The sequence below is a fragment of the Rahnella sp. 2050 genome, from assembly GCF_040544515.1.
In the GTDB taxonomy this organism is placed as follows: Bacteria; Pseudomonadota; Gammaproteobacteria; order Enterobacterales; family Enterobacteriaceae; genus Rahnella; species Rahnella aceris.
This window is the reverse complement of sequence record NZ_JBEPKE010000003.1, coordinates 26,363-39,425: the sequence shown is the minus strand read 5'-3', so window position 1 is coordinate 39,425 and position 13,063 is coordinate 26,363. Positions and strand designations below refer to the sequence as shown.

The following is a 13,063-nucleotide window of genomic DNA, read 5'->3' as shown; positions in this document are numbered from 1 at the left end:
AGGACTATTCTCATATCAGCTGACGCAAGATCAGCAAGCCTACCAAGGCGCTATGAGTGCCTATCTTCTGATAACCCGCCGTTAACGCGGGTTTTTTTTAACTACAAACTACATTTACTTAAGCCAAATCTACTTCATGAGCTATCCTTAACAAAGGAGTAACACTCCTGTTCCTAAACTAAATTTGGTGATAATTCACTAGCCTTCGTTCGCGAAGGCTTTTTTGTTTATGTCGGCTTTTTTTCGGTAAGGAAAGAAAGTTATGAAGCAGGTTTGTTGTTAATCCCAAGCGTTGACTCGATCTGTTTCAGCCGTTCGGATAATGCTGAGATAAGTTCTGCCTGGTCTTCATTGCGTTTCTTTAATGCTTTAATAGCGGCACCAGAATATGCGGCTGATACCCCTAGTGTGTTGAGCGATAGCGTGTCCTCTTTCGCGAAGAGCTCCCCTTCCTCGTCGATATAAAGCTGCGGGTTTTTAGTCAATGTGACTGCATCAGGACAATCTTTCTGGACATCCTGCGCAATGAAACCAAAACCTTTAGCGCCCTTTGTTACCGAAATTACTTTTCCGGCTTCGTCGTATTCGCTCGGGACATCGCAGTAATCCCATGAGCAAGTCCGCCATGAGGTGAGCACTGATAGTGCCTGCTCCGGCTCAATTTCGACAACGTTCATCTTAACGTCAATGTCAGATACTGCCGCCCGCCTCGCAGAAGAAACGCCTTGTCCAGTATTAAGCATGCTGAAATCAGTAATTACATCTGAGTTCACAATACGGGAATAAATCGGGTTGCAGTCTGAAAATGAAGTGATAGGAGCTAATCCCTTTTGGTAACAAATCCCCTGCTGATATACTTACGATCGATTCTTTGGAAGAATTTACTATTTATCATCGAGGGCTACGTCTTGCTTTGGAATATCCTGACCTATTTTGGCGACAGCATGCTCATTTTGCCCACCGGAATAACCCTCGCTTTATTTATGTTATGGAAGGCTGACAACCCAGCCACAGCATTAATCTGGCTGACTATAATGGGTGTTTCTGGCCTCGCGGTGAGCATCTCAAAGCTGTTGTTTCTCGCCTGGGGCATTGGCAGCAGTACATTTAATTTTACAGGCTTCAGCGGGCATACCACGATGTCAGCCACTTTATGGCCGGTCATATTCTGGCTGATAGGCCAACGTTTTCAACCTGACAGACGCAGGCTGATGATTATTGCTGGGTATCTCATTGCCATTATTGTGGGTATGAGCCGACTCGCACTGCATGCTCATTCCGTCAGCGAAGTGATCTCAGGATTAATTCTCGGTAGTCTTTGCAGCATAATATTTTTATATACACAAAACGAGCGTGACATGCGCTATTTCACATTCACTCCATTAGTTATTCTGCTTATTCTCCCTCTGTCACTGATGAGCTTTGGCAGGAAAGCACCAACGCAGCAGTTTATAGAACATATCGCTACGCAAATCACAGGCGAACAACCCTGGACGCGGGCAAAACTGGTTGAATGATGTTGGGAAAATGACGAAATCGGCTGTGGGGAATGCTTAGGCCGAGTGGAATTATGAGTAGATTACAATCCGTGAAAGCCAAGAATTATGAAGCATCCCCGCTTCTGACCCGGAAAAAGAGACGCTTTGCATAGCCTCATAACTAAACTGAGACTCTGTAAATACGTATATAAATGCACTATCAATCTCCTGATATTTATATAGTTACGATTGTTAAGTTATGAGTAGCAAAACTGGCGCATAAAAATCATTGACTTTGATGTTACGAGTATAGAGGATAAATTTAAGGATTTTTGGCATCTGTTTCTTGAAGCTATCGTCATTGTTGGTGTTGATTTTAGGTTTGATATATCGCAAGCGGCTTATGCTCCTGGAGGATGATGAATGGGCTTCTAACCTCTGTCGAAATTACTAGTGTGATAATTCAATTAGATATTCCATAATCAATATATTAGATGAGTATTTAAAAATGAGAGAGCAGTGGGTAGATTATGCTAAAGGCATAGGTATAATATTGGTTGTCATCGGGCACGTTAATAGAGGGTTGGATAGCGCTGGTATATATATATCAGAACCTTTCTTTAAAATGTTCGATAGCATCATTTACACTTTCCATATGCCTTTGTTTTTCTTTCTTTCAGGGCTTTTTTTTATAAGTTCTATACAAAAAAGTGATAAACCCGAATTCATTAAGAAGAAGGTAGCAACTATAGCATACCCTTATGTTATATGGTCAGTCATTCAAGGGTCTATCGCTGTATTGCTTTCAAACTTTACAAATAAAAAAACAGATTTCATTTCTGTTCTTGCCTTCCCATATCAACCGACCGGTCAGTTCTGGTTCCTCTATGCTTTGTTTATGATTTTTATAGTGGCATGTTTAATATATAACAAAAGGAATTTCACAACTCAACTACCAATAATAACAGTGGTATCGTTTTTATTATATATTTACAGTTTAAATATTGGAAATTTATTTCACTTGAACTTCATAACAAATAATATTGTGTTTTTCTTTTTAGGATGTGTTTTTAGCACTTTGAAATCTGACCTGATGATTACAAAAACAAACGCAGCGACCTTGCTTCTATCGGTATTAATGTTCCTTCTTGTTCAATATAAATTTCATTTCATTGATGGTATGTTCTATGACAGAATAGGCATTTCAACATTTGTTGTTGCTATGGTTTCAATATTCTTCATTTATGTTTTATCTCTGACTCTTAGCTCAATAAAGGTTGATTTACTAAGTAAGATTGGAAATGATAGTATGGTTATTTTCCTTGTGCACATACTTTGTGCCAGTGGCACAAGGATAATTCTAAGCAAATTATTTGGGGTTAGCAACTGGTACTTACACATGATTGCTGGGACTATTGCAGGAGTAGTTATTCCTATAATATTTTATGGGTTAGTAAAAAAACTAAACTTAAAATTCCTTTTCACTTACCCAGTGAAAAGCAAAAACTCTTAGGTAAACACATTAATAATATTAACTGAACTCCATGTTATATAATCATGCACTTTAATGACATATAACATGGAGGGGGTAAATATGATGTAATTTTTTTATTAAATGATAATTTCTTGTTGAGTTGTTTTTCAGCGTGACCCCTGGTATATTTTGATGTCCTGAATATATAGTATTAAGCAGGTTTTTAAAAATACCAGGTTGCTGATTATCAAATAACAAACTTATAATATAATACCTTTTTTTGCTGCACTGGCACGCATAAGTTGCGTAAGTGTTGAAAAATCAGCATCTGAAATGTATTCAGAAATAATAGCAACTTCGCATAACTGGCATTTCCCAGGGTACTGGCTGTTATATGCCGACCCTAATCTGAATACGTCGCCCAGGTCTGCCGGGTTTGCCGCAGGTGAATTAGTGCCACTTGTGCCGGCAGTCAGGTTATTGACCCTGCGCGTTCTGTCACTGTTTTTACATCGCCCGGAAATCATGTACCACTGATTTATGGGTGATTCAGTTGCTGTTTCTGCGGAAGCCCCGGTTGATACCCCGCTGACTAAAACTGAATGCTGGAAGCGCGTGATGACGTTGCCGTTTCCATTGTTTGAACCAACATCAAACGCTAATGACGTGCCTAAGCAGAGCCCTGTATTGTCAGCCCTTTGAGACTGATAATCAGAAACAACTGCAATCCCCTTTTCTTCTAATGGTTTAACGGTTGCAACAATTGTCATATCAGTGCTGTTTTTGATCGAGGTAACAAGGTAGGCCATCTGGGCACCCGTCAACTCAATGTAATTTGCTCCATATGTCGGACTGCCTATTACAGAGAGAGCAGCCCCGCCTTCAATAAGATTTCTCACTGATGTGGCAGCATCCACGCCGAAAGAAAAGAACCCTTCCCATGCAGCATTGAACGGCACGGATAACTTCGCTTTAGGGGACGCCCACAGGCTGGCGTTTTTATTAATGATTCGTGTTGCCATAATATTTCCTTAGAAGAAGTCTTGCGGGATATTCCCGACAACCAGTGTGAGACGGTCAAATGTACAGGTGTTACCGGATACGCCGCCGGACGTATCAAGGATGGCAAGCACTGAAAGCGTTGTCGCCGTTAACGGCACCGTGATCACTGCCGCCTTCCAGACAAAACCACCCCGGCCGTTAGGGGATGTGACGCCATAAACCCGGCTGGCCGATATTCCGTTTATGGATACAGATCCTGCGTTAGAGCGCGTGTTTGCAGCGGGGACATACGTTCTGCAGGCGAGGGTAATTGTCTGCCCGCGTAAACGGCGCACCAGGCCAGATGGCAATGCACAGGCGGCGTTCGCATCCCCTGTTCCTGTTGACGTGAGTTTCAGGCCATAGTCACCCGACTCAAAGTTCACAGTATCTTTGTCAGCTGTGCAGCCAGTAAGGGTCCAGCCATCTGGGGCTGCGCCGCCTTCTGTCCACGTTACGAACTCACCATTCGGGATCAGGTTCGCACCATTGATAAGGCCCTGAGTGTATTTCGCGGGTGTAGACGGCCATACAAAAAGATTTTTCACGAGGTCAAATATTTTGGCATCACCGGTTGCGTTGGGGTGGATGTTATCCAGATACCAGTCGGTAGGCTTTCCAGCATTCATGAAAAGCTGATAGGCATCAACCAAACTGAAACCCGCTGCAATGGCGGCTTGCCGTGCACCGTTACTCCTGTTTGCCCCCTGATCGCTATCCCTTAACGGGTTTTGAGAGACCATGATCCCACCGGCTGCAGGGTGTCTGAGCAAGATTTGATAAACGGCCGCCAGCGCCATGCCGGCCTGTATTCCTGTTGTGACGTTATAATCAGTGTTATGCCCGTGATTAAATATCAGTAAATCAGCCTGTCTTGGGACGTAAGCGGCCTCAAAATACTGTCCCATAAGATAAAGAGGTTGAGTCCCCGCAACGGCAGCATTATAAAAATGAAGTGTTTTCCCCGCAGTGCCGACCTGCAGAGTCACGGGTGAACCATACGCACCAGACGCCCACGAGTAATACAGGACGGTATATGCCGGGTAATTACCCGCCAGAAACTCCGCCAGTTTTTTCGTCCATTTTTTAAACACCCCGCTGACTGGGTCAGTATCCTGAGTGATCCCTGTAGAATCAGAGTTGATGATTACGCAAACATCATCCAGCGCTGAACGCATTTTTGACAACAAGCCATATGCTGCTGACTGAGGTGGGAGATCTACAGTAACTTCGCCAGGGTCTTCGCTTCCGCCGCCATCACTGCTTGAAGAGGGAATGGAAAATCCCAGCGCGTCAGAAATCATCAACTGGTCGTCATCAAAATTTCCATCTTGCGTAACTGAAATATTGCCCGATGTAATTTGGTTTTCATCGAGTGTTAACATCGGGGTTTCAAAGGCTCCATCCTGACGAATTTGTGAGTGTGAGAAGCCGAGTTCATCAGTGAAAATAGTTAACGACTGGGATAATGGATCCTGCTGGATATTAGTTCTCACCTCCTCAATAGCTACCTGAGATGGCATTTTACGACCTGTCTCCGTCAGCACCCCGGCGGTATTGATGTACTCAATAGCCAGTGATTCATCATCAGAACTTCGCACGAATGTTGCAGCCCCGTCAGGGATGTTTGCAATATCGGCCTGGGCGGCGGCCAAGGTCATATACTGCCGGCTAAGGGGGACAAGGTTCGTCAGTGGGTCTTCAACTGCGCCAACTACCTTTGCAATGTGTCCCCAGCTTGGACCGGTATACTGAGTGCGATCGGGGCGCGTAATGGTAACTGACGGTTCATCACTGTAAATCCCCTGCCAGTTCTCAAAATCGAGAATACGTCCGCGGGCAACCTGCGCGAAGTCGTTGATCACTTTCTGCGTAATAGCCATCTGAAGCAAAGCTGGCACGGAATTCCAGGACAGTCCGGTTGATGAGGGGCCGGTGAACGCTTCGGTAAGGGTGATTTCAACGTCTGATACCACCGAGGAAGCGACAATAGTATAAGGAGCACCACCCACGTTAACGTACATAAAATCACCGGCTTTTAGCTCCGCACTGAAGCTGGTACCGCTACCGATGACTTTGTTAGAACCGTTGGTTAAATCAATAGTGCCTGCTGGCATGATTTTCTCCGGACATAAAAAACCCGCCTAATAAACTGTCTGCTTAAATTTGAACAGTATACTTAGCGGGTAATAGGGTTAATTTATGATATTTGCGTTACGGTTTGCAAAAATATTAATAGTCTGGTTTCCTACTATATTTATATTTGCAGGTGAGGACGAAGTATTTCTAAACCTTATGCCAATTATTGTATTTCCATTTCCAGAAGGAGAAACAACTTGTCGCGATCCAATAACTTGATTTTGCCCTGTGGAAAGTGTTTCAGTAGCGACAACATTACCTGCCACAACCCAATCCATATATACTAATCCTGGACCACCTAATGAAATATTAATGTAAAATATACCATTACCGTTCGCACTGGTTAACGCAATTTTACGTTCAAAAGAAGTCTGAGCGATCCCACAGATATTGTATTCAGACGAAGTCTGATTCCCACCTAAACTGAATGAACCAACGTTAAAAGTCCTGCCGATGGAAAAGTCAGAAAGGTCACCTACTATCCTGTTAGCATTGAGCGTACCCAGAATTGTGCAGTTCTCATTAATCAGTACATTATTTAACTCGCCTTCGCTGGCATAAATCTTCCCACGCACAGTAACACCGGAGAACTCTGAGGTACCATTTTTATTGATGTGCCATCCCGCCTGACCCGGGATGTAAGTATTGGATTCTATGTAGTCCCCAATCATGGCGTTCGTTATCCATGCATTTCCGATGAATGCCTGGCTAATAAGCACCTGTCCATCTTTGATAATAAATGGCGAATAAAGATTGTCCCCGCTGCCGCTAATGACAACAAACTGATTGGCATTTACGGCAAACCGGGTCTCTACTGCCGTGCCATTCACTATCGCTGCAACAGAAATCCCCGCATCGTACTTCGTGCCATTGTAGTTAAGCCCCATCTTCATCGTCCAGATTGCAGATGGCCCACTGGCATCAGCATACGCCGTGAATTTCTCCTGGATAACCGCTTCCTGCTCACCAAATTTCGCCGCCACATCCGTTTCGAGCTGAGCGATAGAGCTGTTCGCATCGGTAGCTATTTTTGTTGCTTCAATAATCCCCGCACGGTTTTCACCGTAGTTTTTCCACTGCTGATCCACGCTGTCATAGTTAGCAAGAATGCTTTCAGCCAGAAGTTGGGGATCGGTAATCAGCGGCTCTAAAAGCGCTTTACCGTCCTGTGTTTCAAGATATTTTTCCAGCGTGTCATGAATAAGGTCGTTGGCATCAACATTGCTTGCACCGGCGACATAATCAGTCCAGTCCCCCACGTTGCCAATTCTGTCAACCAATCTTGCCCGGTACCAGCGCCTTATACCTGCCGGCATTGGGCCATGCTGATATGCAGATCCCGGATAGGGAACGGTGGCCAGCAGCGTTGGGTTTTGATGGTCAGCCGTGGTTGCTTGCTGTAGCTCGGTATAGGCTGTGTCGCCGCTGCCTGCAGGAAATCCCCAGGTGATATCGATATTCCACACGACATTGTTAGTTGCAAAAAGATTGGTCGGCGTTCCCGGTTTGCCTACCTTGCCGTTTAGGGTGGTTGAATTTGCATATCCCCATGGTGATGACACATCGACCGCATTGACCGCCCGGACGCGGACATCGTAAACACCGGCGTATATCCCCTGAATGGTAAAACCCTGGGCGCTGGTCTTACCAACGTTAACCCATTCGCCATTATCTTTACGCCACTGCGCAGTGTAATTGATCGCCCCTTCGACTTTGTCCCAAGATGCCTGAAGCGATGCTACTGTGAGACCCTGTGCAATGTGGTCAACTTCGGTGATCTGGATATTGTCCGGTGCTTTCATCACGTTGGTTGGCGTGACAGTAATCGGTGCTGCATCGACTTTCACGCCGTCATCGATGTACCGGTACTTATTCGGGTCATGCTGTACGCCTGCCACCGTAAAGGTACCGTCATCATTAGAGGAAATTGAGGTGATGCGATAATACTGAATAGCCAGGTTATCGCTGTCGATGGCCCACACTGCACCAGCGACCGGTGTCATGCGATATGCCGTGGCCACGGTGTACGTTTTCTTATCGGCGCTCACGGCACTGATTGTCCGTGTCTGCGCAGATCCGTCTGGTAGATTCACCACAAGACGATCGCCGGGGCCGTAATCTGCGACACGGTCAAGAGTGACATTTCTGCCGTTCACCGCACTAATGCGGCCACCGTTGGCTTTCCCTGCCTTGAAAGGGTCAGCAATACCAATGATCTCCGCCGGCATCGGGATATAGCCATCGAGACCGACACCAAAAGAAACCGTGCCGTCTTTGGCATTGGATAAGAGTACCCAACGCCCGCGGCGGTGTGCCTCACTCTGCGACGTGCAACCAATTGCCATAAGTTGGGTTTCATTCCAGTTGTATCGCTCAACCAGATCAGGCTCATAGACGCTTTCAGGGGTGTCAGAAAAGTGATTTCTCGGATCAGACCAACTGACCAGACAGGAGGAAAACCGGTTTTTATAGGAGCCGCCAGCGTAGGTAAAAAGGCCGTCGACTACGTTCGCGCTGTGATAAGTAAAATCTACGTCGTCCTGCGGCACATCGGCCCGCACGAATATCTGATCATTACCCCAGAAGGTAATGCCACGAAAGACAGCCGCCAGATCTCGGAGTACCGTGTAAGCATCCTGCTGGCTCTGGATGAAAACGTTACAGGTAAAACGCGGCTCGGTACCTCCGACCCCGTTGGAAACCGGTTCGTCGCAATACTGCGCAATGCTGTAAAGCTCCCATTTATCGATCATGGTCGCGTCAACCCGGCCGCCCATGCCATAAATCTCATCGAGCACCAGGTCGTAAAAAATCCACGCAGGGTTGTTACTGTAGGCAATTTTAAAATCCCCTGCCCAGGTCCCGCTGTACGTTCTTGTATCCGGGTTATAGGTTGTAGGCACCCGGATCAGTTTGCCCTTAGGCTTGCAGGTGGTTTTTGGCACGCTCCCGTTAAACTGGCTGGAGTCGAGCTCGATATAAAGCAGCGCCGTGTTCGGATAGCGCAGCTTGCTGTCGATCACTTCGGCAAAGGAAAATACCTTGAAGGCGTTAATCAGTTTGGTAGAGGTCGAATCAGCGGTGATACGCCGTACGCGAATAGCCCAGCCAGTGGTGGCGGACGGCAAGTCGATACGGTGGTCCCGCTGATACTCTGAAGTTGTTTTCCCGTCAAACGAACCATTCACCACGGTCTGATACGCGGACCCATCGGTAGAAAGGTCAATCGCATACTGGGTGACTGTCCCCACCATGTCACCGTTATCTTTATACTGGTACTGAATCGGCAGGCTCAGTTTGATACGAATGGCATCGAGCGTCAGGTTAGAAAACTGGCGGGTCCAGGGTGAGGACGCTTTGACTTCAATCCCCACGGACGACTCGTTATCAATCTCGGGCATGCCCTGAAGGTATGTCTGATCCTGCGTACCTTTACGGTAATCCCATTTCACTCCGGTGAAATTATAGGTGCCGTCGTCATTAGCCAGTTGGGTATCATTAAGGAAAATTTGCTGAGCAACCAGATCACCTTGAATTTCACCTTCCGAAAGGGCAATGACCATTTTCAGTTTTGCTTCGGATAGCAGATCATCTGCCTGCTCAACCGGCGTATGGGCGCTGCTGCTCCCACCCTTCGCGCCGCGGATAATGGTATCACCTTCAAGAAGTCGCATATTTCACCCATAAAAAACCCGCCGAAGCGGGTTATTTAATAATTGTGTTGAGGTTACTGCTGGTCACTGGAGAAAATCCCCGCGCTAATAATGGCTCCGCCTATTTCACGCTGTCCGTACAACACCGGTACGGGGTAACCCATGGCCACGGTGTTTACGGGGGCGCCAAACGCATAGTTTGGCTTGTTGTCCGTGCTGGACGAAGCGCCGACATTGTATGAGGGCTGTGGCGTCAGCATCTGGACAACGCCGCCCACCATCATTGACAGGCCGATACCCGTCAGGACAGTCGTAGCCGACATAGCCCCAGCACTTAAAGCAGCACCCCATGCAGCCATTGAAGCGCCAGCCGTAAAGAATGCAGCCACTAGGGCGACAGCACCGATAACGATCTGGAGCGTGCCAGCCCTCTTAGCGCCTTCAATCACCGGCACCATCATGTATTCTGTGGCTGCTGTCGACATATCAAACTCTTCGAGCGAGATATTGTTTTTGCCGCTGTAGAAAGCGAATTTCACGCCATTAAGATGAGCATTCGACACGTACTTTTTGAACCCTTTAACCTGGGAGCACATAGCCCGGAGAAATTCGTTAATGTCGGCCACATGAAACTGGTGAGTTTTACCGAACTTCTTCGCGAGAGGACCTTTTAACGTCATGGTCTTAAGCATCAACCAACTCCTTACGGCGGACGACGCGAACCGTCCGGTCCCGGTAATATTTGCCGTACGGAACGCGGGCAGAAAGGTTACCGAACATGTGGTGAACCATAATGTTGTCACCAAGGTAAATGGCCGCATGATTGGTTACAGGGGCCTGAACGCGCATCATGATCATGTCACCCGCCCGCATGCCGCTGGCGTCAATCTCAACGAACCCTTCCGCCTGCCAGTTATCGTCATAGAGGTTTTCTTTTCCATCAACCCACCATTCACGATCAACCGAGTAGTTTCTAACGATGATACCGTGCTCCATCCGGTAGTAGTCCATGATGAGCGACCAGCAGTCAGCATGCCCCAGCACCCACCTGCGGCCCGCAAGCTCACGGTCGCCGCGCGGTGAAATCGTGCAGAAATCCCCATCCGGCCACGACATAATCCCCCATTCGACACCTGAGTGATCACACTGGATACGGTCCATTTCCGACGGCACCAGTTGAACCACATCGGGATGCGAGTGGATAACCATAATGACCTCTCCCAGTTCAGCAGCTGAGAGGTAGTCGTCCGGTGAAAGCGTGAAGGTAGCAGCGGGTTTTTCAGCGACATTCCGGCACGGTATAAACCGCTGTCCGATTCCGGTTTCAACGATCAGCCCGCAGGCTTCGTTTGGGTATTCGGCTGACACATGCGCACGGATCTCATTCATCAGTTTTTCACGCATGGTTATTTCCCCTGTAAGTTTGCTGCCGGAAACCCGCCAAACGGCAAAGGGTTTTCATCACCGAAACGCAATTTGCAATCAGATATGCGGCCGCCGCACACATCGAGCGCGGGGTTGTTTGTAGGCGTACCGTCTTTCAGAAAATAATTTGAACCTGCGTAATCACAACCCGTACCCGTCCGGTACCAGCCGCGCATGCACCAGGTACAAACATGTGTGATTTGTCGCGTAGGCAACTGAAGGCTTTGTACGTCGAACGGAGAGCACAGTTCAAAATCTACCTGTACGCGGGTCTCCGCTTTTTTGGCATTGATGTAAAAAAGCTGAACGCGTTCTTCCGTCCGGCTGGCGGTGGGGTTTCCGGCGATCCAGTTTGCTGCATCAAGATATTTCGCCAGCGTCGTATGGATTTTGACTTTCGCCTTTACCATATCGTCATACTGCAGGCACAGCGCAGTGACGTAATTACCCACATTACCCACTGACAGCGTCGGCGTGGGCTGCGAACCGGTACTGGATAATTCCAGCCCGGTTAGCTCATAGGGATGGGGATCATATTCATTGCCCTGCCAGATAATGGAGGGCAGGTTTTCAGCAGCAAATGAATTCCAGCCCGTAGGGTCAATATTGTGTGCATGAAATCTCAGGATGGTATCAAAACCAAATTGAGTCCCATCAATCTCAATGAGCTGGATCAGTTGCCCCGGCTCAAGCGCCTGTACATCCTGCGTAAAGCTCATGGTTTCTCCCAATAAAAAAGGCCGCCCGCAGGCTAATGCTGGTCACTTAAGGAAATAAGGCCCGTGAATTTGGGCCTTCGATGAAGAAAAATAGCGCTACAAGCCTGATTCCTTCGTTATCCTTTGAAGCACAAAAATGAATTTGTATTCATAAAAGTGCTTAACTGACTGGTATTAGCCCGCAGGCAGCCTTTCAAGACTGTGATGATATTAAGGCGCAAAGGCCCGTTCAAAAGTAAAACTCAGCGTGGCTTTGTCTCCGGCGGGGAAACTGACTGAAACAGAGTCAGATTTTACCCGCCACAGGTGAGTTTCTCCCCACGGCGTGGTCCACCAGAATGAAGAAATCACATGGGTCAGTAAAAACTGGCGGATCGCCACCGCATCCTTTTTTTTTCCAGTCCAGTTCAGGCTCCAGGTTTCGGCACTCGCGTTAATGCCGTTTGCAGCAATCTGCTTATACCCATCGCCAAACTGCGCCTGCAGTGTCCTGACTGTGTCCGTACCCTGAGCACTTTTTTGCGTTCGCCAGGTAAAATTATCAGTCGCCATATAACACCTATTAAAAACCCGCCGAAGCGGGTTGATGATATTGAAGAACCTTTTATGTAATTATTTTTGTGTAATTGTGGCTTTGAAAAATCACCAACCGGATTACTCTTACAGCCTAGGAATAAAAAGTATTGCAATGATAACGATAAAAACGACACCAACAATGATAAAAAGATATTTAGGGTAAACGAAATCAGAGGGTTCCTCTTTATTAACTTCCACATTTAAAGCTATATCCTCTGTAGCGATTTCACTTCTGCAATGTTTACATTTTTTAGCTTCCACATTAATCAGTTCAGCACAAAAAGGACATTTCTTAACATTTAAGGAGTTCACTTTTATTTTATCACCAAATATAGCCAGCAATAGCCCACAGAGGCCGATAAAGCCACCTATTAGTATTCCATTTTGTCTAGTTGAAATGAGGCCAATATTATTGACGGTGTAACCAGCCTCAGTTACAACAGTAATACCCATTGAAAGTGCTGAAATTATACAAATCATACCAACAACAAGAATGACTAAACCAAAAATTTTCATAACAATTCCCCAATTTTTGATGAGTAATTACATCCTACCATT

11 protein-coding genes are annotated in these 13,063 nt (G+C 46.7%); 2 read left to right on the top strand and 9 right to left on the bottom strand.

The features are described from left to right. Nucleotides 1-260: 260 nt before the first annotated feature. The gene (locus tag ABIC79_RS13790) at nt 261-743 is read right to left on the bottom strand and encodes a tail fiber domain-containing protein (RefSeq protein WP_354567511.1); all 483 of its coding nucleotides are present in this window, start codon (nt 741-743) and stop codon (nt 261-263) included. Between the two features lie 165 nt (nt 744-908). Here ABIC79_RS13790 and ABIC79_RS13785 point away from each other — a divergent pair, with 165 nt between their 5' ends. Together ABIC79_RS13785 and ABIC79_RS13780 are read left to right on the top strand one after the other, a co-directional pair. Then, entirely contained in the window at nt 909-1,517 is a 609-nt protein-coding gene (locus ABIC79_RS13785) for a phosphatase PAP2 family protein (RefSeq protein WP_354567509.1), read from the top strand. A 469-nt stretch (nt 1,518-1,986) separates the two neighbouring features. Then, nucleotides 1,987-2,991 (top strand): acyltransferase family protein, encoded by a 1,005-nt coding sequence (locus tag ABIC79_RS13780; protein ID WP_354567507.1) that lies wholly within the window; start codon nt 1,987-1,989, stop codon nt 2,989-2,991. Nucleotides 2,992-3,212: 221 nt separating this feature from the next. Here the strand turns inward: ABIC79_RS13780 and ABIC79_RS13775 are convergent, their stop codons facing one another. The 8 genes from ABIC79_RS13775 to ABIC79_RS13740 form a co-directional block, all read right to left on the bottom strand. Continuing rightward, the gene (locus ABIC79_RS13775; RefSeq protein ID WP_354567505.1) at nt 3,213-3,974 is read right to left on the bottom strand and encodes a hypothetical protein; all 762 of its coding nucleotides are present in this window, start codon (nt 3,972-3,974) and stop codon (nt 3,213-3,215) included. Between the two features lie 9 nt (nt 3,975-3,983). Beyond that, nucleotides 3,984-6,110, bottom strand: coding sequence for an SGNH/GDSL hydrolase family protein (locus ABIC79_RS13770; protein ID WP_354567503.1), 2,127 nt, complete (start codon nt 6,108-6,110; stop codon nt 3,984-3,986). Nucleotides 6,111-6,188: 78 nt separating this feature from the next. After that, nucleotides 6,189-9,806, bottom strand: a complete 3,618-nt coding sequence (locus tag ABIC79_RS13765) for a TipJ family phage tail tip protein (RefSeq protein WP_354567501.1) — start codon at nt 9,804-9,806, stop codon at nt 6,189-6,191. Nucleotides 9,807-9,859: 53 nt separating this feature from the next. Next, entirely contained in the window at nt 9,860-10,477 is a 618-nt protein-coding gene (locus tag ABIC79_RS13760) for a tail assembly protein (RefSeq protein ID WP_354567499.1), read from the bottom strand. Then, entirely contained in the window at nt 10,470-11,189 is a 720-nt protein-coding gene (locus tag ABIC79_RS13755) for a C40 family peptidase (RefSeq protein WP_354567497.1), read from the bottom strand. The genes ABIC79_RS13760 and ABIC79_RS13755 overlap by 8 nt, the downstream gene beginning before the upstream one ends. Before the next feature lie 2 nt (nt 11,190-11,191). Further along, the gene (locus ABIC79_RS13750) at nt 11,192-11,929 is read right to left on the bottom strand and encodes a phage minor tail protein L (protein ID WP_354567495.1); all 738 of its coding nucleotides are present in this window, start codon (nt 11,927-11,929) and stop codon (nt 11,192-11,194) included. A 210-nt stretch (nt 11,930-12,139) separates the two neighbouring features. Further along, a complete protein-coding gene (locus ABIC79_RS13745; RefSeq protein WP_354567493.1) occupies nt 12,140-12,481 on the bottom strand; it encodes a phage tail protein in 342 nt (113 codons plus the stop codon). A gap of 108 nt (nt 12,482-12,589) precedes the next feature. After that, on the bottom strand, nt 12,590-13,021 hold the full coding sequence (locus ABIC79_RS13740) for a zinc ribbon domain-containing protein (protein ID WP_354567491.1): 432 nt from the start codon (nt 13,019-13,021) through the stop codon (nt 12,590-12,592). Between the last annotated feature and the right edge of the window lie 42 nt (nt 13,022-13,063).